18 protein-coding genes and 2 pseudogenes are annotated in these 21,318 nt (G+C 75.0%); 7 read left to right on the plus strand and 13 right to left on the minus strand.

Going from position 1 to position 21,318, the window contains the following annotated elements; all coding sequences use genetic code 11:
• The 4 genes from ABT403_RS02420 to ABT403_RS02435 all read right to left on the minus strand — a co-directional run bounded on the left by ABT403_RS02420 (window position 1) and on the right by ABT403_RS02435 (window position 4,323).
• Window positions 1-2,409 (minus strand): excinuclease ABC subunit UvrA, encoded by a 2,409-nt coding sequence (locus ABT403_RS02420; RefSeq protein ID WP_344157140.1) that lies wholly within the window; start codon window positions 2,407-2,409, stop codon window positions 1-3.
• Between the two features lie 45 nt (window positions 2,410-2,454).
• Window positions 2,455-3,447, minus strand: coding sequence for an MsnO8 family LLM class oxidoreductase (locus ABT403_RS02425; RefSeq protein WP_344157143.1), 993 nt, complete (start codon window positions 3,445-3,447; stop codon window positions 2,455-2,457).
• A 55-nt stretch (window positions 3,448-3,502) separates the two neighbouring features.
• Window positions 3,503-4,006 carry a phosphatase domain-containing protein gene (locus tag ABT403_RS02430; RefSeq protein ID WP_344157146.1) on the minus strand — a complete coding sequence of 168 codons (504 nt, stop codon included), beginning with the start codon at window positions 4,004-4,006 and terminating at the stop codon, window positions 3,503-3,505.
• A gap of 101 nt (window positions 4,007-4,107) precedes the next feature.
• Complete coding sequence (locus ABT403_RS02435) at window positions 4,108-4,323, minus strand: dodecin (RefSeq protein WP_344157149.1); 216 nt, start codon at window positions 4,321-4,323, stop codon at window positions 4,108-4,110.
• Window positions 4,324-4,486: 163 nt separating this feature from the next.
• Between ABT403_RS02435 and ABT403_RS02440 the strand changes: the two genes are divergently transcribed.
• From ABT403_RS02440 to ABT403_RS02450, 3 genes and pseudogenes are all read left to right on the plus strand, one after another.
• Window positions 4,487-5,752 carry an extracellular solute-binding protein gene (locus ABT403_RS02440; RefSeq protein ID WP_344157152.1) on the plus strand — a complete coding sequence of 422 codons (1,266 nt, stop codon included), beginning with the start codon at window positions 4,487-4,489 and terminating at the stop codon, window positions 5,750-5,752.
• 200 nt (window positions 5,753-5,952) lie between these two features.
• Complete coding sequence (locus ABT403_RS02445) at window positions 5,953-6,768, plus strand: GNAT family N-acetyltransferase (protein ID WP_344157155.1); 816 nt, start codon at window positions 5,953-5,955, stop codon at window positions 6,766-6,768.
• Window positions 6,765-7,301, plus strand: a pseudogene (locus tag ABT403_RS02450) (lysophospholipid acyltransferase family protein); the annotation flags it as partial. The gene ABT403_RS02445 and the pseudogene ABT403_RS02450, both read left to right, overlap by 4 nt.
• Before the next feature lie 410 nt (window positions 7,302-7,711).
• Here the strand turns inward: ABT403_RS02450 and egtD are convergent.
• From egtD to egtA, 4 genes and pseudogenes are all read right to left on the minus strand, one after another.
• Window positions 7,712-8,701: an L-histidine N(alpha)-methyltransferase gene (egtD, locus tag ABT403_RS02455; RefSeq protein WP_344157157.1), complete on the minus strand. Its 990-nt coding sequence runs from the start codon at window positions 8,699-8,701 to the stop codon at window positions 7,712-7,714.
• A complete protein-coding gene (gene egtC, locus ABT403_RS02460) occupies window positions 8,698-9,459 on the minus strand; it encodes an ergothioneine biosynthesis protein EgtC (RefSeq protein WP_344157159.1) in 762 nt (253 codons plus the stop codon). The genes egtD and egtC overlap by 4 nt, the downstream gene beginning before the upstream one ends.
• A complete protein-coding gene (gene egtB / locus ABT403_RS02465) occupies window positions 9,459-10,781 on the minus strand; it encodes an ergothioneine biosynthesis protein EgtB (protein WP_344158910.1) in 1,323 nt (440 codons plus the stop codon). Before egtB ends, egtC begins: the two co-directional genes overlap by 1 nt.
• Before the next feature lie 198 nt (window positions 10,782-10,979).
• A pseudogene (gene egtA, locus ABT403_RS02470) lies at window positions 10,980-12,209 on the minus strand (ergothioneine biosynthesis glutamate--cysteine ligase EgtA); the annotation flags it as partial.
• Window positions 12,210-12,317: 108 nt separating this feature from the next.
• Here egtA and ABT403_RS02475 point away from each other — a divergent pair.
• Entirely contained in the window at window positions 12,318-13,142 is an 825-nt protein-coding gene (locus ABT403_RS02475) for a TIGR02452 family protein (protein ID WP_344157162.1), read from the plus strand.
• Window positions 13,143-13,761: 619 nt separating this feature from the next.
• Here the strand turns inward: ABT403_RS02475 and ABT403_RS02480 are convergent.
• A complete protein-coding gene (locus tag ABT403_RS02480; protein ID WP_344157165.1) occupies window positions 13,762-14,226 on the minus strand; it encodes a type II toxin-antitoxin system PemK/MazF family toxin in 465 nt (154 codons plus the stop codon).
• A 140-nt stretch (window positions 14,227-14,366) separates the two neighbouring features.
• On the opposite strand from ABT403_RS02480, the gene ABT403_RS02485 reads away from it, so the two are divergent.
• Window positions 14,367-14,720, plus strand: a complete 354-nt coding sequence (locus tag ABT403_RS02485) for a VOC family protein (protein WP_344157168.1) — start codon at window positions 14,367-14,369, stop codon at window positions 14,718-14,720.
• A 29-nt stretch (window positions 14,721-14,749) separates the two neighbouring features.
• On the opposite strand, the gene ABT403_RS02490 is transcribed toward ABT403_RS02485, so the two are convergent.
• Window positions 14,750-15,358 carry a hypothetical protein gene (locus tag ABT403_RS02490; protein ID WP_344157171.1) on the minus strand — a complete coding sequence of 203 codons (609 nt, stop codon included), beginning with the start codon at window positions 15,356-15,358 and terminating at the stop codon, window positions 14,750-14,752.
• 343 nt (window positions 15,359-15,701) lie between these two features.
• Between ABT403_RS02490 and ABT403_RS02495 the strand changes: the two genes are divergently transcribed.
• Window positions 15,702-17,186: a cellulose binding domain-containing protein gene (locus ABT403_RS02495; protein WP_344157174.1), complete on the plus strand. Its 1,485-nt coding sequence runs from the start codon at window positions 15,702-15,704 to the stop codon at window positions 17,184-17,186.
• Here the strand turns inward: ABT403_RS02495 and ABT403_RS02500 are convergent.
• The 3 genes from ABT403_RS02500 to ABT403_RS02510 form a co-directional block, all read right to left on the minus strand.
• Window positions 17,170-18,459, minus strand: a complete 1,290-nt coding sequence (locus tag ABT403_RS02500; RefSeq protein WP_344157177.1) for a PA0049 C-terminal domain-containing protein — start codon at window positions 18,457-18,459, stop codon at window positions 17,170-17,172. The two genes, ABT403_RS02495 and ABT403_RS02500, sit on opposite strands and share 17 nt — an antisense overlap.
• Before the next feature lie 205 nt (window positions 18,460-18,664).
• Window positions 18,665-19,096, minus strand: coding sequence for an ester cyclase (locus ABT403_RS02505; RefSeq protein ID WP_344157179.1), 432 nt, complete (start codon window positions 19,094-19,096; stop codon window positions 18,665-18,667).
• Window positions 19,097-19,251: 155 nt separating this feature from the next.
• Window positions 19,252-20,661, minus strand: a complete 1,410-nt coding sequence (locus ABT403_RS02510) for an amidase (RefSeq protein WP_344157182.1) — start codon at window positions 20,659-20,661, stop codon at window positions 19,252-19,254.
• Window positions 20,662-20,901: 240 nt separating this feature from the next.
• Between ABT403_RS02510 and ABT403_RS02515 the strand changes: the two genes are divergently transcribed.
• Entirely contained in the window at window positions 20,902-21,309 is a 408-nt protein-coding gene (locus ABT403_RS02515; protein ID WP_344157184.1) for a YciI family protein, read from the plus strand.
• Window positions 21,310-21,318: the final 9 nt, after the last annotated feature.

Below are 21,318 nucleotides of genomic sequence, written 5' to 3' on the forward strand. Positions count from 1 at the left end.
CTACCGCGCGAGCGCCCGCGCCAGATACGGGGCCGTCCGGCCGGCCGCCGACGCGGCCACCCGCTCCGGCGGCCCGCAGGCCGTGACCCGGCCCCCCTCCGTCCCGCCGCCCGGCCCCAGGTCGATCACCCAGTCGGCCCCCGCCACCACCTCCATGTCGTGCTCCACGACCACCACCGAATGCCCCGCGTCCACCAGCCCGTGCAACTGGCGCAGCAGCACCCGCACATCGGCCGGATGCAACCCCGTCGTCGGCTCGTCCAGCAGGTACAGGGTGTGGTCCCGGCGCAGCCGCTGGAGCTCCGTCGCCAGCTTGATCCGCTGCGCCTCGCCGCCCGACAGCTCGGTCGCCGGCTGCCCCAGCCGCAGGTAGCCCAGACCGATCTCCTCCAGCGCCCGCAGGCTGCGCGCCGCCGCCGGGACCTCCGCGAAGAACCCGGCCGCCGCCTCCACCGTCAGCCCGAGCACCTCCGCGATGTGCAGCCCGCCGTAACGGACCTCCAGGGTCTCGGCGTTGTACCGGGCGCCCGCGCACTGCGGGCACGGGGCGTAGGTACTCGGCAGGAACAGCAGCTCCACCGAGACGAACCCCTCGCCCTGGCAGGTCTCGCAGCGCCCGCCCGGCACGTTGAAGGAGAACCGGCCCGCCTTCCAGCCGCGCTCCCGCGCCTGCGGAGCCGCCGTGAACAGCTTGCGCACCACGTCGAACAGCCCCGTGTACGTGGCCAGGTTGGAGCGCGGCGTACGGCCGATCGGCTTCTGGTCCACCTCCACCAGACGGCGTACCGGGAAGTCCGGCCCGGCCGGCCGCCCGGCCACCTCCTGTGCGAGCACCTGGCCGACCAGGGTGGACTTCCCCGAGCCCGACACCCCGGTGACGGCGGTGAACACCCCGAGAGGGAACTCGACCGTCACGTCACGCAGGTTGTGCCGCCGGACGCCCTCCAGCCGGACCGAGCCGGTGGCGGCGCGCACCGGCCGGGAGGGCTCGCGGACATCGGCCCGTGCGAACAGGTGCCGGGCCGTCGCCGACTCCGCGACCCCGGCCAGGCCCCCGGGCGGCCCGCTGTACAGGACCCGCCCGCCGTGCTCCCCGGCCAGCGGCCCGACGTCCACCAGCCAGTCCGCGCGCCGCACCACGTCCAGGTGGTGCTCCACCACGAACACCGTGTTCCCCGCCGCCTTGAGCCGCTCCAGTACGCCCAGCAGCGCCTCGGTGTCGGCCGGGTGCAGCCCCGCCGACGGTTCGTCCAGCACGTAGACCACCCCGAACAGCCCCGACCGCAGCTGGGTCGCCAGCCGCAGCCGCTGGAGCTCCCCGGCCGACAGGCTGGGGGCGGTCCGGTCCAGGCTCAGATAGCCCAGGCCCAGCTCCGTGACCGGCGCGATCCGTGCCCGCAGGTCCGCCGCCAGCACCCGCCCGGCCTCGGTGGCCGGCTCCGCCGCGGCCAGTACGCCGTCCAGCTCGCCCAGCGGCAGCGCCGCCAGCTCCGCGATCGTGCGGCCCGCGAAGGTCACCGCCAGGGCCTCCGGCCGCAGCCGCCGCCCCTCGCACACCGGGCAGGGGGCGTCGGTGAGGAACTTCTCGGCCCGGGCCCGCAGGGTGGCGCTCTTGGTGTCGGAGAAGGTCCGCATCACATAGCGGTGGGCGCTCATGTACGTGCCCTGGTACGGGCGTTGGATGCGGTCCGCGTCCCGCACCGGGTGCACGGTCACCACCGGTTGCTCCTCGGTGAACAGGATCCACTCCCGCTCCCGCGCCGGCAGCTCCCGCCAGGGCCGGTCCACGTCGTGCCCGAGGGCCTCCAGGACGTCCCTCAGGTTCTTGCCCTGCCAGGCCCCCGGCCAGGCGGCGATGGCCCCCTGACGGATCGACAGGTCCGGGTCCGGGACGAGGAGTTCCTCGCTGGTGCGGTGGATCCGGCCCAGCCCGTGACAGGAAGGGCAGGCGCCCGAGGCGGTGTTGGGGGAGAAGCAGTCGGAGTCGAGCCGTTCGGCGCCCGGGGGATAGTCGCCGGCCCGGGAGAACAGCATCCGCAGGGAGTTGGAGAGCAGGGTCACCGTCCCCACCGAGGAGCGCGAGCCCGGGGAGGAGCGCCGCTGCTCCAGGGAGACGGCGGGCGGCAGCCCGGTCACCGAGTCCACCTTCGGCGCGCCGATCTGGTGGATCAGGCGCCGGGCGTACGGGGCCACGGACTCGAAGTAGCGGCGCTGGGCCTCGGCGTAGAGGGTGCCGAAGGCCAGGGAGCTCTTCCCCGAGCCGGACACCCCGGTGAAGACGGTCAGGGTGTCGCGCGGGATGTCCACGTCCACCCCGCGCAGGTTGTGCTGCCGGGCACCGCGGACCCGTACGCAGGCATCGGGGGTGTCCCGGGGGACGGCGGGGGCATCGATGGAAGGCTGGCGCATTCGCCCCAGTTTAGTGCCGTACGGGACCCGGCGGCGCGGCCGGACCTACCGGAGCCCGGCGATCCGGGACAGCCTGCGGAAGGAGTCCAGGAGGGCCGTCCGGTCGTACGTGGAGGTGGTGACCAGCAGCTCGTCCGCGCCGGTGGCCTCCGCCAGCCCGGCCAGGCCGGCCGCCACCTCCTCCTCCGTCCCGGCGAGGTGCCCGGTGAGCGCGCCCTCGTACAGCTCCCGCTCCTTGGGGCCGAGCTCCAGCGCCTCGACCTCCTCGGCCGGCCGAAGGGGCGGGAAGCTGCCCCGGGTCCGGGAATGCGCGAGGGACCAGGCCTCCGGCACCAGGATCCGCCGGGCCGCCTCCGGGCTCTCCGCCACCGCCACCGTCCCGGAGACCACCACGTACGGTTCGGCGGCCCACGCGGACGGCCGGAACTCCTCGCGGTACGCGGCTACGGCTTCCGCCACCCGGGAGCGGGCCCGCAGGTCGCCCACCACCACGGGCAGCCCCGCCCGGGCGGCGATCGAGGCACCCGCGCCGGTGGCCAGGACGAAGGGCGGGATCCGCAGCCCCTCCGCCGGACGGGCGTGCACCTCGGGGTGGGCCCGCTGGCTGCCGTCGATCCAGCCCAGCAGCTCGGCCAGCTGCTCCTCGAACCGGTCGGCGTCCTCGGTGTCGCGGCCCAGGGCGCGGCGGATGCCGCCGGTGAAGCCGACCGAGCGGCCCAGGCCCATGTCGATCCGGCCGGGGAACAGCGCCTCCAGCACCCCGAACTGCTCGGCGACCACCAGCGGCCGGTGGTTGGGCAGCATCACCCCGCCCGTGCCGACCCGGATCCGGCGGGTGGCCGCCGCCACGGCCGCGGCCAGGACGGTCGGGGCGGACCCGGCGACCCCGGGCACGCTGTGGTGCTCCGACACCCAGAAGCGGTGGTAGCCGAGCTCCTCCGCCGCCCGGGCCAGCTCCACGGTGTCGCGCAGCGCCTCGGCGGCGGGGTGTCCCGCGCGGACGCGGGACCGGTCGAGGATCGAGATTCTCAGGCTCACACCCGTGTTCAACGCCCGGCGCCCGGGGGGATTCCCCGGACCGGTTCCCCGCCCCTCAGGTACGGCTGCCGCCCTCGCTCTCCTGGGCGCTCTTGAGCTCCGGCGCCGGCGCCGCCCAGTCGGCCAGGAGCACCGTGAAGCCCGCGGCGCGCGCGGCCTGGCAGACCAGCTGGTCGTCGTCGACCAGTACCCGCACCTCACGGCCCCGCGCGATCCGCTGGAGCACCTCCAGCTTGGTCTGGCGGGCCGGCCGCCGGTCCCGGTCGCCGCGCATCCACACCCGGCCCTCGGGCAGCCCGTGCCGGTCCAGCCAGTCGGTGGTGTCGGCCCGCCAGCGCTCCGGGCGGCCGGTCAGGTACACGACCTCGCAGTCGGCCGCGCTCTCGACCGCCAGCGCCACGCCGCGCGCCAGCGGCGGATCGGCCGGGGCCGCACCGAAGAAGCCGTCCCAGTCGCGGGGCCGGCGCTCCAGGAAGTGCTGGCGGTGGCCGGTGTCGGCCAGGGTGTTGTCGATGTCGAAGACGGCCAGCGGACGGCGGTGTGCGGTGGTCTCGGTCATGGCCGCAGCCTAGGCGCAGGGCCGCGCGGCCCGTCCGCCGGGCCACCGGGTACCGCGTGCCGGCCGACGCCCGCGACGCTCGCGGCCCCGCTGCCGCCGCGTCAGTCCTCGCCGTCGAGGCGGAAGCCCACCTTCAGCCCGACCTGGTAGTGCGCGATCTGCCCGTTCTCGATGTGCCCGCGCACCTGCGTGACCTCGAACCAGTCCAGGTTGCGCAGGGTCTGCCCGGCGCGCGTGACCCCGTTCCGGATGGCCTGATCGATGCCCTCGTGGGAGGTGCCGACGATTTCGGTCACCCGGTAGGTGTGGTTGGACATGGGCGTCTCCCGCCGTTCGTCGCTTTTGCCTTGTTCCACGGTGCCCCAGTAAGCCCGGGTCCGCGAACTTTGCGTGAACAATCCCGGTGGGAAGCCTCTTGACCGGACCATTGGTCTATGCCAATTTCAAGCCAACTGAGATCCAGCCCAGAAGGTGACCCTCGTGAAGAAGCGCTTCCTCGCCGTGTGCACGGCCCTCACGGCCGCGACCGCCCTGACCGCCGGATGCGGCGCTCTGGCCGGATCGGACGGCGGGTCCGAGCGGGTGACCCTGTGGCTGATGAAGGGCAGCGCGTCGGACGAGTTCGTCAAGAAGTTCACCGCCGACTTCGAGAAGCAGCACCCCGGCATCGACCTGGACGTGCGGATCCAGGAGTGGAAGGGCATAGGCGACAAGGTCAACGCCGTCCTCTCCGGCAAGAGCGAGGACCACGCCGACGTCATCGAGGTCGGCAACACGCAGGTGGCCCAGTACGTCGAGACCGGAGGCCTCTCCGAACTCACCCTGGAGGGCCTGCGCGCATGGGGCAGCAAGGACTGGCTCAAGGGCCTGTCCGACCCGGGCAGCGTCAACGGCGCCCAGTACGGGGTCCCCTGGTACGCGGCCAACCGGGTGGTGATCTACAACAAGGACCTCTTCGCGAACGCCGGGATCAAGACCCCGCCCAAGACCCGCCAGGAGTGGATCGCCGACACCCAGAAGCTCGACAAGGGCGACCAGCAGGGCATCTACCTCCCCGGCCAGAACTGGTACGTCCTCGCCGGGTTCGTCTGGGACGAGGGCGGCGAGCTCGCCGTCGAGACGGGCGGCCAGTGGGTCAGCGCCCTCGACGACGAGAAGGCCCTGGCGGGCATGGACTTCTACAAGCAGCTCCAGGCACTCGGCAAGGGACCCAGGAACGCCGACGAGGAGACGCCCCCGCAGTCCGACGTCTTCGCCCGCGGCCAGGTCGCCCAGATCATCGCCCCGCCCGGGCAGGCGGCCCAGATCGAGGCGGCCAACCCGGCGCTCAAGGGCAAGCTCGGCTTCTTCCCCATTCCCGGCAAGACCCCCGAGAAGACCGGGGCCGTCCTCACCGGCGGCTCCGACCTGATCATCCCGGAGAAGACGGCGAACCGGGCCCGCGCCGTCGACCTCATCACCGCCCTGGTCAGCGAGAAGTGGCAGACGGAGCTCGCCCGCACCATGAGCTATGTCCCCAACAAGACCACCCTCGCCCGGGTCGTCGAGGGCAACGAGGGCGCCGCCGCGATGGCCGCCGGAGCCGCCCAGGGCAGGGCCACCCCGAAGTCCGCGCGCTGGGCCGAGGTCGAGGCCAAGAACCCGCTCAAGCCCTACATGACGGCCGTGCTCACCGGCCAGGACCCCCGCCAGGCGGCGAAGACGGCCTCCGACGCCATGAGCCGGGTCCTGAACTCCGACCGCTGAGCCGGTCCGCCCGGCTCTGGCCGGATGATCGGACGAGCCGCTGAGCTGCACGGCACGCCCGCTCCGGTCCGCCGAGTTCAGCCTCCGCACATCCGGGGGCCGCAGAGCGGTCATGTCGAATCCAGCCGGTCACGGAAGAAGTAAAGGAGCCGGGTCCGCCACCCGCGGCCCGGCTCCCCGTGCCCGGATCAGGAGCAGCCATGACCATCGCCCCCCTGTCCCCGTCCCCCCTCGCACCCGCCGCCCCCGCCGTCCCCACCACGGCCCCCGCCGGCCCCGCGGCCGCTTCCCGGTACATCGTCCGCCTCGCCCGTGACGAAGCGGAGGTCCGCGCCGCCCAGCGGCTGCGCCACCGGGTCTTCGCCGGAGAGCTCGGCGCCCGGCTCGACGGACCCGAGCCGGGCCTGGACTCCGACGCCTTCGACGCCTACTGCGACCACCTCCTGGTCCTCGACGAGGAGACCGCCCAGGTCGTCGGCACCTACCGGCTGCTGCCCCCGGAACGCGCCGCCGTCGCCGGACGCCTCTACTCCGAGGGCGAGTTCGACCTCTCCGCCCTCGCCCCGATCCGCCCCGACCTGGTCGAGGTCGGCCGCTCCTGCGTCCACCCCGACCACCGCAACGGCGCCGTCATCGCCCTCATCTGGGCCGGCCTCGCCCGCTACATGGAGCGCACCGGCCACAACTGGCTCGCCGGGTGCTGCTCGATACCGCTCGCCGACGGCGGGGTGCTGGCCGCCGCCACCCGCGAGACCGTCCTGGCCCGCAACCTCGCCCCCGAGGAGTACCGGGTCACCCCGCACCTGCCCTGGAGCCCCGAGGGCATCACCCTTCCCGGGACCCGCCTGGAGCTGCCGCCCCTGCTGCGCGGCTACATCCGCCTGGGGGCGTGGGTCTGCGGGGAGCCCGCGCTCGACGCCGAGTTCGGCTGCGCCGACCTGTACGTCCTGCTCTCCCTGCGCAGGACCAACCCCCGCTACCTCAACCACTTCCTCTCGCTCGCCCCGTCGGCATGAGCAACTGGCTGCTGCCCACGGCCCCCTGCACCCCGCGGGACTGCGCCGGCCACCCGGGCCGGGCGGCGAGCCTCCCGCACGCGGTGCTGCGGCTCGCCGGCGCCCTGGCGCTGGTCCTGCTGGCCGTCCCGGCCGCCCCGCCGGTGCGGCTGCTGCCCGTCCGGCCCCGGCGTGCGCTGATCCGGGCCTGGTGCACCGCGCTCCTGAGGTCCCTGGGGTTGCGGATCACCGTGCGCGGCACGCCCGGGCCGGACGGGGCCCGCCTGATCGTCGCCAACCACATCTCCTGGACCGACATCCCGCTCGTCGCCGCCGCCCTGCCCAGCCGGATGCTGGCCAAGAGCGAGATCGGCGCCTGGCCGGTGCTCGGCCGGCTCGCCGCCCAGGCGGGCACCCTCTTCATCGAACGCGACCGGATCCGGGCCCTGCCCCGGACCGTGGACACCGTCGCCCGGGCGCTGCGGGCCGGGGACCGGGTCACCGTCTTCCCCGAGGGCTGCACCTGGTGCGGCCGCGGCCAGGGGCCCTTCCGGCGGGCCGCGTTCCAGGCGGCCCTGGACGCGCGGGTCCCCGTACAGCCCGTACGGATCTCCTACCGGCTGCCCGGCGGACGGCTCGCCGGGGCGCCCGCCTTCGTCGGGGACGACACGCTGACCGCCTCCCTGTGGCGCATCGCCCGGGCCCGGGGCGTACGCGCCGAAGTGCACCTGCTGCCCCCGATCCCGGAGGGCCGCCACGCCGACCGGCGCGCACTCGCGGCGGCGGCGCAGCGGGCCGTCCTCGGGCCGCCGGTACCGGAGCGGACGCCGCCGGCCGGTGTACCCGCCCGGCAACGCCCACCGCACGCGCAGGTCCTGCATGCGCAGGTCCCGCATGCGCAGGTCCCGCACGCGCAGGCCGTGAACGCACGGAGCCCGCACGCGCAGGCCTCCTCCGCCCCGGATCAGTCCACGGCGACCGAGTCCACCGAGCCGTCCGCCACCGACAGGGACAGCGCGAAGCGGCCCTCGGCGTCCGTCCACCAGTGGCACAAGTCCAGCCCCGCCTCCGCGAGTTCCCGGCGCACTCCCTCCTGACGGAACTTCGCCGAGATCTCCGTCAGGATCTCCTCACCCTCGGCGAACGGCACCACCAGGTCCAGCGCCCGGATCTTGACCGTCACCGCGGACCGGGCCCGCAGCCGCATCTCGATCCACTCGTGCTCCCGGTTCCACACCGCCACATGGTCGAAGTCGGCGGTGTGGAAGTCCGCGCCCAGCTCCCGGTCGATCACGGCCAGCACGTTCTTGTCGAACTCCGCCGTCACCCCCCGCGCGTCGTCGTACGCCGCCACCAGCACGGCCTCGTCCTTCACCAGGTCCGTCCCCATCAGCAGCGCGTCCCCCGGCGACAGCATCGCCCGCACGGACGCCAGGAACACCGCCCGCTCGGCCGGCAGCAGGTTCCCGATCGTGCCGCCCAGGAACACCACCAGCCGCGGCCCGGGCGAGTCCGGCAGGTGCAGCGGAGCCGTGAAGTCGGCCAGCAGCGCGTGCACGTTCAGCCCCGGATGCGCCTCCAGCAGGGACTCGGCGGCCCCGGTCAGGGCGCTCTCGCTCACGTCCACCGGGACGTAGGTCTCCAGTGCCGGCAGCGCCTCGATCAGGTGCCGGGTCTTCTCCGAGGAACCGGAGCCCAGCTCCACCAGCGTGCGCGCCCCGCTCACCGCCGCGATCTCCCGGGCCCGCTCCAGCAGGATCTCCCGCTCGGCGCGCGTCGGGTAGTACTCCGGCAACCGGGTGATCTCCTCGAAGAGTTCACTGCCCCGTGCGTCGTAGAACCACTTCGGCGGCAGCTCCTTGGGGACGCGGGTCATCCCGCGCAGGACGTCCTTGCGCAGCGCCCTGTCGGCGGCGTGCTCGTCGAGGGTCCGGGTCATCTGGAACTCACTCACGGGGTGCTCTCCTTGAGGGGGATCAGGGCGACCCGCGCGCGGGTGGCGGTCAGCAGGGTCCGGTCCGGCACCTCGCACCAGCCGGGGTCGTCGTCGTACGGTTCGGACGCCACCACCACCCGCTCCCCCGGGGGGTGGGAGGGCAGGTACCAGAGGGAGTCGCCCCAGGCGGTGGCGGCGATCGAGGCGCCGTCGGTGAGGAGCAGGTTCAGCCGCGAGCCGGGCGCCGCGGCGGCCAGCTCGCGCACCGCCTCCGCCAGGGCCGTGCCCGGGTCGTCGCCCTGCCGCAGCCGGTGCAGCACCAGCGCCCAGACCAGCGCCGAGTCGGTGCGCGCGGCCAGCTCCAGCAGCTCGTGGGGCGGCAGGGCCGCGGCGAGCGGCGCCGCCGTGTCCGGCCAGCCCCGCAGTGCCCCGTTGTGGCTGAACAGCCAGGGGCCCGAGGCGAACGGCGCCGCCGCGGCCTCCCCGTCGGCCCCCGCGAAGGTGGCGTCGCGTACGGCGGCCAGCACCGCCGACGAGCGCACCACGCGGGCCAGGTCGGTGAAGCCCTCGTCCCCCCAGACGGGCCCGGAACGCCGGTAGCGGGCCGGGACGGGGTCCCCGGCCGCGTACCAGCCCACGCCGAAGCCGTCCGCGTTGACGGTGCCGTACCGCTGCCGGCGCGGCGCCCAGGACTGCCGCACGAGTGAGTGCTCCGGGTCGCTGAGAACCGTGCCCAGGGGTATCTCCGGCCCCAGATAGGCGAGATGACGGCACATCAGACGTCCCTCGCGGTACGGAAGCCGGAGAAGATCTGCCGGCGCACCGGCAGGTCCCAGTTGCGGAAGGTGCCCCGGCAGGCCACCGGGTCCACCGCGAACGAGCCGCCCCGCAGCACCTTGTGCTCCGGGCCGAAGAACACCTCCGAGTACTCCCGGTAGGGGAACGCCCGGAACCCCGGGTACGGCAGGAAGTCCGAGGCGGTCCACTCCCACACGTCGCCGATCAGCTGGCGCACCCCCAGCGGTGACGCCCCGGCCGGGTAGCAGCCCGCGCGGGCCGGCCGCAGGTGGCGCTGGCCCAGGTTGGCGTGCTCGGGGGCCGGGTCGGCGTCGCCCCACGGGTAACGGCGGGAGCGGCCCGTGACCGGGTCGTGGCGGGCGGCCTTCTCCCACTCCGCCTCGGTCGGCAGCCGGCGCCCCGCCCAGCGGGCGTAGGCGTCCGCCTCGTACCAGCTGACGTGCAGAACCGGTTCTTCGTCGGGTACCGGCTCGGTGACCCCGAACCGGCGGCGCAGCCACTGGCCGGCCTCGCGCCGCCAGAACAGCGGGGCCCCGATGTCATGGGCGCGGATCTGCTCCCAGCCCTCGGCGGCCCACCAGCGGGGGTCCGTGTAACCGCCGTCCGCGATGAAGGCCTGGTAGGCGGCGTTGGTCACCGGCAGCGTGTCGATCCAGAAGGCGGCCACCTCCCTGACGTGCGCGGGCCGTTCGTTGTCCAGCGCCCAGGGTTCGGCCGAGGTCCCCATGGTGAACGGGCCGCCCGGCACCAGGACTTCGGGCGCCTCAGGGGGCGGCCCCTGCGGCGGGGCCGGATCGGGCGCCGCCAGCACGGGGGCTCCCGTCCGCAGCTGATGGGTGATCAGCATGGTCTCGTCGTGCTGCTGTTCGTGCTGGGCGACCATCCCGAAGACGAACCCCCGCTCCAGCAGGGCGGTGCCCTCCAGCGGAGTGCGCTCCAGCAGGTCGAAGACCCGGCCGCGGACCTCGGCCGCGTAACGGCGGGCCTCCTCCGGTCCGAGCAGCGGCAGCTTCGGCCGCTCGGCGCGCGGGTGCTGGAACGCGTCGTACAGGGAGTTGATCTCGGGACGCATGAACGCGCGGCCCGCCACGTTGCGCAGCAGCCACAGCTCCTCCTGGTTCCCGATGTGCGCCAGGTCCCAGACCAGCGGCGACATCAGGGGGGAGTGCTGCGCGGTCAGGTCCGGATCGCCGACGACGTCGGTCAGCCCGGCGGTACGGGCCCGCGCGGCCGCGAGGGCGGCCGCGGCGCGTTCGCGCAGCGCGCCGGGACGGATGTCGGCAGGGGTCTCGGTGGTCACGGGCGCGGTCCCTTCGCGGCGGGCGGCGGGCCGGCGGGGTGCCGCCGGGGCGGTGTCTTCCAGGGTTGCCGGGGCGGTGTCTTCCACGGCCGCCGGGGCGCCGCGCACGGCGGCCCGGGTGCGCCCGGAGACCAGGACGTCGTCCGCGTTGTCGGCAGGGCACCGCCCGCGCCGTACGTACCGTGCGGTGAAGGCCGCGACCGCCTCCTGGACGTACGCGTCCGCCCCGAGCCGGGGCAGCGCCTCGGCGGCCGCGTCGAAGCAGGCGGCGGCGGCCGCCCTCAGGTCCGGATCGGCCAGCGCGCCGCGGGCAGCGCTCCGCCACAGGGGGTTGCGCGGCGCGCGCCGGGGTCCGTGGGCGTCGGCCAGTACCTTCACCGCCCGGTAGGCCGTCTCGGCGGCCTCCGGGTCGTCGAACAGCGCGTGGACCACCGCGACCGGGACGATCCAGCCGTCGTCGCCGGGCTGCGCGTCGATCATCCGCAGCTCCAGGTGGCCGCGCGGCCGCACGGGCGGGAAGAGGGTGGTGAGGTGGTACTCCAGGTCCTCGGCGGTGGGCCGCCGCCCGTCCGGGCCCGCGCCGGCGCCGTCCGTGCGCAGCCAGTCGCGGAAGGTCAGCCCGCGCGGCACCGTCCAGGGGCCGTCGCCGGGGCGCCGTACGCACATCACCTCGGTGTCCAGCGCGTGCCGGACCCAGCCGGCGCGGGGCTCGGCGTCCAGCGGCGGGGCGAGCGCGCGCCGGGGGTCGATGTCGCTCCAGATCCCCTGCCGGGCGCACCGCCAGCCCTCGTACGGGCCGTCGCGGCCGGGAGAGTTGGCGAAGGCGGCGACCAGGACGGCGCCCAGCAGGTGGGCGAACCGCCAGCGCCGGCCGTACCCGAGCGGGCCCGGCTCCTCGTGGCCGGCGTCCACGCAGACCTGGACGGAGGCGGAGGCGCGCATCATCGCCCGGCCGGCGGGGCCGGTGCGGTCGAAGTAGGCCTCCATCGCGTCGTAGCGCGGGCTGGCCAGGAGGCGGTGCAGGGGCCTGCGGGGGTCCTCGCCGAGACCGCGGAGGACGAGGCCCCGCTCGCGCAGGGCGCCCCGTACGGCGGTGAGGTCGGCGCGCAGGCCCTCGACGCAGGCGGTGAGGGAGGGGGCCGGGGCGGAGCTGAGCTCCAGCTGGCCCCCCGGTTCGACGGTGACCCGGGAGCCGAGGGGCAGCGCCCGGGCGGCCGCGTGGGCGGCGGTGAGACGTTCGGGGGGAAGCGGCAGCCAGGGGCGTTCCGCGTCCAGGACGAGCCATTCGAGCTCGGCGCCGAGGGTGCGGGGCGGGCCGGTCTTGAAGCAGATGCCGTGGATCAGGTCCTCGGCGGCCGCCTCGTCGAGGGGGGTGTACGCGGAGTGACCGGGGTCGTGGACGTATGGAGCGGGCGAGTTCTCGGACATGACCGGAACCTCGTCTCCTGTAGTCGGCCGTGATGACACCCGTGCCCTACCCGTCCTCGGGGCGGTAATTCCTTTGCCGCCGGCGGGCCCCCGCCCGAGGATTGCGGCGTGAGCAGCAGATTGCGTGAAATCGCGCGGGAGAACGCGCTGATCGTGGCGGCCGGGGGGTACCGGACGCGGTCGGGGCGGCTGGTCTCCCTCGCCGCCGACCTGGCGGATGCCAAGGCAGGAACCAGAATATATGGGCCAAACCCGGTCATTCCAGACGGAGAGTCCGTCCGAGGGAGCCGCCGGACGGTCTTCGAGGTCACGGGGGAGAGCAGCACGGTCGCCGCGCGCCGTCTGGCGGAGGGGGCGGGCGGGGGACCGGTCGCGGTGCTGAACTTCGCCTCGGCGCGCAACCCCGGGGGCGGGTACGTACGGGGGGCCAAGGCGCAGGAGGAGGCGCTGTGCCGGGCGTCGGCGCTCTACGAGACCCTGCTGGAGGCCCCGGAGTACTACGAGGTCCACCGCGCGGGGCGGAGCACCTTCTACACCGACCGGGTGATCCACTCGCCCGGGGTGCCGGTGTTCCGCGACGACCGGGGCGAACTGCTGGAGACCCCCTTCCGGGCCGGCTTCCTCACCTCCCCGGCCCCGAACGCGGGCACGATCCGCCGCCAGGAGCCGGAGCGCGCGGCGGAGATCCCGGCGGCCCTGGCCCGGCGCGCCGGGCGGGTCCTGGAGGTGGCAGCGCTGCACGGGTACCGGGAGCTGGTGCTGGGGGCCTGGGGCTGCGGGGTGTTCCGCAACGACCCGGCGCAGGTCGCCGAAGCCTTCCGGCACCTGCTGACGGGCCGCTTCACGGGCACGTTCGACCGCGTCGTCTTCGCCGTCCTGGACCGCGCCCCGGGCCCCCGCGAGGCCTTCGCCACCGCCTTCGGTCAACCCTGACCGCCCCGCCCGCCCCCCTGCCCCGGCCGACGCCCCCGGCCCGGCGGCGCGGACCCCGCTGGGGGCGGGTGGGGCGGGCCTTGCCCTTGGCGGGCGGCCCGGGCCTTGTCCCGGACCGGCGGCCCGGACGCCGCCCGGGCCTCGGGGGGCGTGCGTGCTTCGCATCGTCGGCCCGGACCGTGCCCCGGGCCGGTGCACGGGCCTTGCCCCGGGCCGGCGGCCTGGCGTTGCCCCGACCCGGTGACCGCGTCCGCCCCTCGCCGGCGGCCCGGACCGTGCCCCGGGCCGGCGGTCGCGGCTGTGCCCCGGCTGGTGACGTGGACGCTGCCCAGGCCCGGTGGTCGTGTCCGCCCCGGGCCGGCGGCCTGATCGCGCCCCCTGACTGTGGCCCGGGCCCGCAGCCCGGTCGGAGCGCTGGGCCCCGCCCCTCGCCGGTGGCCCAGGCCCGCAGCCCGGTCGGAGCGCTGGGCCCGCGCCTCACCCGTGGCCCCAGCCGGGGCCGTCGCACTGGGCGTGCGCCGAGCCGGTGACTCGCGCCTGCGCCCCGCCCCGAGCCCCGTACCCGACCCGGGCCTGAGGGGATGGTTCATCCTGCGTGGGGGCGGGGCCCTACGTCCGGCTACTCCCAGCCGTACCGCTCCCGCAGCCGGTCGACCACCAGCTGGAAGCGGGCCCGGTCCAGGGCGCAGGCCTCCCGCCGCATCCCCGCCTCGTGGACCCGCAGCACCCGGTCCACGTCGACCCAGGACTCCCGCCCGGCGGAGTCCCAGGGGCCCGAGCCGATCGGCACCCACTCCCGGTCGGCGTCGTGCCGCTTGCTCGACAGCTGCACGGCGAGCAGAGTCGCCCCGCCCGCCTCACGCGCGACCACCAGCACCGGGCGGTCCTTGCCCCGCCCGTCGTTCTCCTCAAAGGGCACCCAGGTCCACACGATCTCGCCGGGATCCGGATCCCCGTCCGGGTCGGGCGCGTACTCGGTGCGGACGCGGCCGATGGCCAGCGGATCGGCCTCGACGGTGGCGGCGAAGCCGTCCCGCCCGGGCTGCTCGACGTAACCGTTGCCGTGATGTGAAAGAGCCGTCATCCGGGCGAGGTTAGCGGGTCCGCGCCCCGCGCAGAGCCACGCGGACCCGGTGGCCGCAGGTGTCCCCGCGCGCCGCCGCCACCCGCGCCCGCCCGTGGCGCCTGGGCCCTCAGGCCCGCCCGCCCTGACAGGATGACGGGATGGAACGAGTGCTGGGAATCGGCGGCTACTTCATCCGGGCGAACGACCCGGCGGCCCTGACGGCGTGGTACCGCGACTGCCTGGGCCTGGACGGCGACGAGCACGGTCTGTGGCGCCAGGAGTCCGGGCCGACCGTGTTCGCGGTGTTCGACCCCGACACGGACTACTTCGGCTCCCGCGCCCAGCGCACCATGCTCAACTTCCGCGTCCACGACCTGGACGCGATGCTCGCCCAGCTGCGTGCGAAGGGCGCCGACGTGGCCCCGGAGACCCAGGACATGCCGGGCGTGGGCCGCTTCGGCTGGGTCACCGACCCGGAGGGCAACCGAGTCGAACTGTGGCAGCCCGCCTGACCGGTGCCGCGACGTCCTGAGCGGTGGAGCTAGGCCGCGCGCGGGTCGGCCGGTGGGAAGAGCGGCTCGTGGTGGTGCCAGGTGAGGTGGCGGTCCCCGTGCAGGAGTCCCGCCGAGCCCCACTCGACCCGCATGACGCCCTGTTCCAAAGAACAGGCGTAGGCCACGATCACCAGCTGCAGGTCGGGCGGAAGGAGTGCGACGTCCGGATGCACCTGGTCCTCGTCGAGGTCTTCCATACCGAGGTCGAAACTCAGCTGTATGGGTTTCGGCCCGTGGCGCCGGATCAGGTCGGCCCGGAAGCCGTAGGCCTTGCGGAGCCGGGCCTCGGTGACCGGGACGTTCTTCTGCGCGTAGCGGATCGGGAGGATGGCGTTGCCGCCGACGACCGTCACCGTCCGTCCCTGGAGCCGTCGGGAGGTCGTCCCGCGGATGGGTGCCAGACCCGCGGCGAGTGTTTCGTACTGCGCCGCGTGGAGCCCGTGGCCGTACGCCTCCTGCGTGCGGGTGCGCAGCTGTTCATGGGCGTGACGCGCCCTGGCGTGGGCTTCCACCAGACAGGCCGGGATCGTCTCGGCCAGCCGGCCCGCCACGGCGCCGAAGACCTCCCCGGCCCAGCGCGATACCGGGTTCACCATGTGTCGCCCTCCCCCTGCGTCGCCAGAACGCCGAGCCGCACTCCCACCACGGTGTCGGCGGCGGGTGGGGCGTGCAAGAGGGCATCGGTGTAAAGGACGCGCACGGGGCGGATGGCCGGCCCCCGCCGATGACGCCGACGGCCCCGTGGGGTGGGTGGTCCGGCGGCCTGAGTTCCGCGCCGTTCGCGGGTCGTCGGGCAGCCACCACCTGAGGCCCTCCCTATGCCTGCCTTAAGCGGAGCCTAAGCCTCGTGGGGGGCGTCCCGAAGGGGGTGATTGTCCGTTTCGGGGCGGCTAGCGTGCTGCCGCACCCCAACTCCCCAGTAACAGAGGCAGGCACGTCATGGGCAGCACCACCCGTCACCGCCGCAGGGCCGGCGGCAAGGCGAAGGCCGTGGGCGCGATCGTGGTGGCGGCGGTGATCGGCGGCGCGGCCTTCGCGTTCACCGGGACCGCGCAGGCCACGTCCGTCGGGGCCGTGTACACCACCTCCAGCTCCTGGAGCGGCGGTTACACCGGTCAGTACGTCATCACCAACGCCACCGACCGCCCCCAGTCGGACTGGACCCTGAAGTTCGACCTGCCCTCCGGCAACCGGATCGACTCGCTGTGGAACGGCACCCACACCGTCGACGGGCAGCACGTCACGGTGAAGCCCGCGAGCTGGAACCGGGAGCTCGCGCCCGGGGCGTCCGTCACCGTCGGCTTCGTCGCCAGCGGGTCCGGTGGCTCCGGCAGCCCGAAGGGGTGCCTGATCAACGGGGTCAAGTGCTCCGTCGACCAGAGTGCGACCCCGCAGCCCGGCGGCCGCCCCACCACCCGGCCGACCCCGGCCCCCACCGCCTCGGCATCCCCCACCGCCTCGGCGTCCCCGAAGCCGACGGCCTCCGCGACCCCCACCCCCACCGCGACGGCGCCCGCCCCCGCGCCCGGCGGCGGGGCGCGGTTCGCCCCGTACGTCGACACCTCCCTGTACCCGGCCTACGACCTGCTCGACACCGCGACGCGCACCGGCGTCAAGGAGTTCCACCTCGCCTTCGTCACCGCCGGCAGCGGCTGCGCGCCGATGTGGGGCGGGGTCACCGACCTGACGGGCGATCAGGTGGCCGGGCAGATCGGCGCGCTGCGCGCCCGGGGCGGCGACGTCCGGGTGTCCTTCGGCGGGGCGTCCGGCCGCGAGCTGGCGCTCGCCTGCGCGAGCGCCGACGAGCTCGCGGCCGCGTACGGGAAGGTCGTCGACCAGTACCGGCTGACCAAGGTCGACTTCGACATCGAGGGCGCCGCCCTGCCCGACACCGCCGCCAACACCCGGCGCGCCCAGGCGATAGCCCGGCTGCAGAAGTCCCACCCGGGCCTGGACGTGGCCTTCACCCTGCCCGTGATGCCCGAGGGGCTGACCCAGCCGGGCGTGGCCCTGCTTGCCGACGCCCGCGCCAACGGCGTGCGCGTCGGCTCCGTCAACATCATGGCGATGGACTACGGGCCCGCGTACGCCGGGAACATGGGGCAGTACGCCGTCCAGGCCGCGACGGCCACCCAGGCCCAGCTCAAGGGGGTCCTCGGACTGTCGGACCAGGCGGCCTGGAAGGCGGTTGCCGTCACCCCGATGATCGGCGTGAACGACGTCGCGTCGGAGGTCTTCTCGGTCTCCGACGCGACCCGGCTCGTGGAGTTCGCCTCGGCCAAGGGGGTCGGCCGCCTGGCGATGTGGTCCGCCGCCCGTGACAAGCAGTGCCCCGGCGGCGCCGTCAACCACGCCGACGCCACGTGCAGTTCGGTGCTCCAGGAACCGCTTGCCTTCACCAAGGCCTTCAGCGCGCTGCGGTAGTCCCGCCGGGGCCGCTCGACGCGCGGAGCACCTCCAGCACCTGCGTCGTGATCGCGGCCTCGTTCCGCTCGAACTCCGGCCCGGTCAACCGGTCGGCCTCGGCGGGCAGTCCGGTCAGGACGGGGGTGTGCAGGTGCCCGCCGGGCAGGCCGGGGCGCAGCTCCAGACGCAGCCGGTTCGAGCGGTAGGCGACCTCGTTGGAGAGGTAGCCGCCGCCCCCGCCCGCGACGGCTCGGGAGCCGGGGGTCGGCCCGTCCTCGCGGTCCACCGGGGCCGTCTGCCCGGCCGGTATCTCGGTCACGGTGGTGTTGAGCCGGACCGGGTAGGGCGCCTGGACGGCGGTCATCGCGTCCGTGGGCAGGCTGGTGCGCAGGAACTCCGCCCCGGGGCCCAGGCCCGGTGCGGTGGCCGGGTGTTCGCGCGTACCGCCCGCCAGGGCGCGGACGTTGTCCGGGTAGGGGTCGGCGGAGCGGTTGCGGCCCGCCCAGTCCTCCAGGGTGAACAGGCCGGGGTAGCCCTGGCTGATGCTGGTGATCATGTCGGCGGAGCGCGGGCCCGCCGCCAGCCGGGGCCCGTAGGCCCGCTCCACGATCCCGGCGTCGAAGTCGGCGTAGCGGACGGGCAGGACGACGGCCCGGATCTCGGCGGGGGTGCCGTCGGCCAGGGTGACGCGGCGGCCGTTGAGCTGGAGGGCGGCGGAGCCGGAGGGGTTGGCCCGGCGCAGTTCGGCGTCCAGGCCGAAGGGGTCGAACCCGCTGACGAAGATCCGCCGTACGCCCGGGGTGCCGCGGAAGGCGTTGTCGGTCAGGCCCCGCGAGGCGTCCTCGAACCGGGACCTCAGTGCCGCCCTGTCCACGCTGAACCCGGGCCGCCAGGCGTCGAGTTGAACGGTCATCGCGAGCCGGGTCCAGTACAGCGGCCGGTCGTCCCGGTCGGGCAGGTCACCGCCGGGCCGGCGCCCCTGGGCCCGGTTCACGGCGGCCTGCCACAGGGCCTCGCCCCAGGTGTCGAGCAGCCGCTTCGCCCCGTCGGCGTCGCGTACGCCGCACAGCGCGGCGGGGAAGCGGCGGACGAACCCGGCGAGCCCGGCCCGCTCGGGGAAGGCGGCCGTCCGGGGGTCGGACAGCCGGGCCTGCTCGGGGTCGGGGGCGGAGGGGGCCTGTGCCCCGGTGGGGCAGGCGGGCGCGGTGTCCGCGTGGGCGGTGGCGGCCGGCAGGAGGGCGGTGATCCCGAGGAGGGCGGCGGCGAGCGCCGTACGGCGTAAGAGCATCATGCCGTGTGACATTACATAGTGGGCCGCAGGTCCGGCAGTACACCCGGTGGCCCGCCGGACGGCTGAAGCCCAGCGGATGCTGGAGGCCCGGCGGACGGCGGAGGTCCAGGGGACGGCGGAGGGCCGTCGGACGCCGGAGGCCCAGCGGATGCCGCAGGCCCCGGCCGCGTACGGCCGGGGCCTCCCCGTGCACCCCGGTGCGGGGTCAGTCCGTCCGGGGCCAGTCCCAGCCCAGCTGCAGGAACAGGCCCAGCCGGTCGCTGACCCCGCGGATCTGCGAGATCTTGCCCCCGTCCAGGGTGAACCACCAGATGGCCTCGTTCTCGAAGGACCGGCCCGTCGGCTCCGGCATGCGCGGGTGGCTGCCCCCGTGCGTACCGGACTGGACCGTGCGCACGACCACGCGGTCGTCCTGCGCCACCAGTTCCTCCACCCGGACGGTCAGCGGATCGAACGCCGCCAGCTGCTGGCGCAGCCCCTCGAAGGCCGCGCCCGGCTCGTCCGGCTCGCCGTGGATGATCTGGTTGTGGTCGATCACGTCCCGCGCCATGTACTCCGGCAGGTCCTCGGTACGCCGTTCGTTGACGGCGGTGAAGAAGCCGAGCACGGCCCGCTCGTTGTCGTCCTGCACGCTCATCGCGTGCACCCCCTGTCGATCATGATGTGGATCAAGTCGCCGTGAGCTTAGGCGGGCCGGGTATGCGGAGGGTCATCCCCGTGTCAACTGCCGTCAAAAACCGGCCTCATCGGCCGGATCCGGCTGATCGGCCTGACGGGTAGCCCCCTTGTAGGTCACCGCGCGGCGGCCCCCGGCGGCCAGTGCGCCGCCCAGCCCTCCGCCGCCTCCAGCTGGGCCGCCAGCGACAGCAGCCGGGGCTCCGAGTCCGCCGGGCCCAGCAGTTGGGCGCCGAGCGGCAGCCCCTGCGGGGTGAAGCCCGCCGGGACGCTGATCCCCGGCCACCCCAGGACGTTCCAAGTCCACGCGTACGGGCAGGCCGCGATCATCGCCCGGTCCGTGGCCAGCGCCCCCAGCCCCGCCAGGGCCCCGATCCGCAGCGGGCCGGTGGCCGTCGTCGGCGTCAGCACCACGTCGAACCGGCCGAACAGCTCCCCGACCCGGCGGCGCAGCGCCCCCTCGGCCCACCGCGACACCCGCAGCGCGCCGCCGCCCAGCAGCCGGCCCGTCCGCGCCGCCCCGTGGGTGCGCGGGTCCAGCAGCGAGGGGTCGGGCGCCCGCTGCGCCAGCTCCCGTACGCCGGCGGTCGCGCGCGGCGCGAACGTGAGGCCGATCGGGCCGTAGCGGGGGTCCTCCGGCACCACCTCGTGCCCCAGCGCCTCCAGCCGCCCGGCCAGCCGCTCCACCGCCGCGCGCACCACCGGGTCCGGGGACTTGCCCGAGGTCGCGGTGAAGGCCGTCCCGAAGGACAGCGCGATCCGCAGCCGGCCCGGGGGCCGCCCGGCCGCCTCGACCGCCGACACCGGCGCGGGGCGGTGCAGGTCCCCGGGGGCCGGGCCGCTCGCCGCGTCCAGCAGCAGCGCGGCGTCCCCGACCGTACGGGCCAGCACCCCGTTGACGGTCAGGCCGTGGAAGGCCTCCGGCTCCGGCCAGGTGGAGATCCGGCCCCGCTGGGGCTTGATCCCCACCAGGTGCGTCCAGGCCGCCGGGATGCGCACCGACCCCGCCCCGTCGGACCCCAGCGCCGCCGGCACCAGCCCCGCCGCCACGGCCGCCGCCGAACCGCCCGAGGACCCGCCCGGGGTGTACGCGGTGTCCCAGGGATTACGGGTGTCGCCGAAGGCGGGCCCCTCGGTGAAGGGCCACTGGCCCAGCTCGGGCGTCTGCGTCTTCCCGACCACGACCGCCCCCGCCGCGCGCAGCCGGCGCACCGCCTCGCCGTCGGCCGGCTTCGGCGGGAAGGCCCCGGCGCAGCCGAACGCCGTGGGCTCCCCGGCCACGTCCATGTCGTCCTTGACGGCCAGGGGCACGCCCAGCAGCGGCAGCCGCTCCCCACGGGCCAGCCGCAGGTCGGCGGCCCCGGCTTCGGCGAGCGCCGCCTCGGCGCGGACGATCCGGAGGGCGTTGAGGGAGGGCTGCGCGGCCGCGATCCGGGCCAGCGCCCGCTCCGTCAACTCCCTGGACGTCACGCGGCCTTCGGCCAGCGCCGCCGCCATCTCCCCGAGCCCCGACACCTCGTCCCCCACGGATGACCTCCCCCTACCGATCGGTAATACCGACGACGGTAGGCGGAAACGGCCCGTCCCGCACCCACCTCCGGGCGCGGGCCGCTTGCCGAGCCGGCCGCCGTTGCGCCGCCCCCCGCCCACCGTTGCGCCGGCCCGGAAAAAAATTCCGGCACGGATGTCGAGAAGCCGGCGCCGGCTCCGTCCCAGGGGTGAACGCGGCCAGAATGGACGCGTCGGACCGGATCGAGGAGAACCGTCATGGCCAAGTACCTGCTGCTGAAGCACTACCGCGGCGCCCCGGCCCCGAGCAACAACGTCCCCATGGACCACTGGACCCCGCAGGAGGTCTCCGCCCACATCCAGTACATGCGCGACTTCGCCGCGAAGCTGGAGCAGACCGGAGAGTTCGTCGACGCCCAGGCGCTGGCGCCGGAGGGGAGCTGGGTCCGCTACGACGGCGAGGGGCGCCCGCCCGTCACCGACGGCCCGTTCGCCGAGACCAAGGACCTGATCGCCGGCTGGATGGTGATCGACGTGGACACCCACGACCGGGCCCTGGAGCTCGCGGCCGAGCTGTCGGCGGCCCCCGGCGCCGGCGGGCGGCCGATCCACGAGTGGCTCGAGCTGCGCCCCTTCATGTCCGAGCCGCCCACCATCACGGAGTGACCGCTCCCC

It is taken from the genome of Streptomyces sp. NPDC000075 (genome assembly GCF_040301925.1).
Taxonomy (GTDB): Bacteria; Actinomycetota; Actinomycetes; order Streptomycetales; family Streptomycetaceae; genus Streptomyces; species Streptomyces polychromogenes.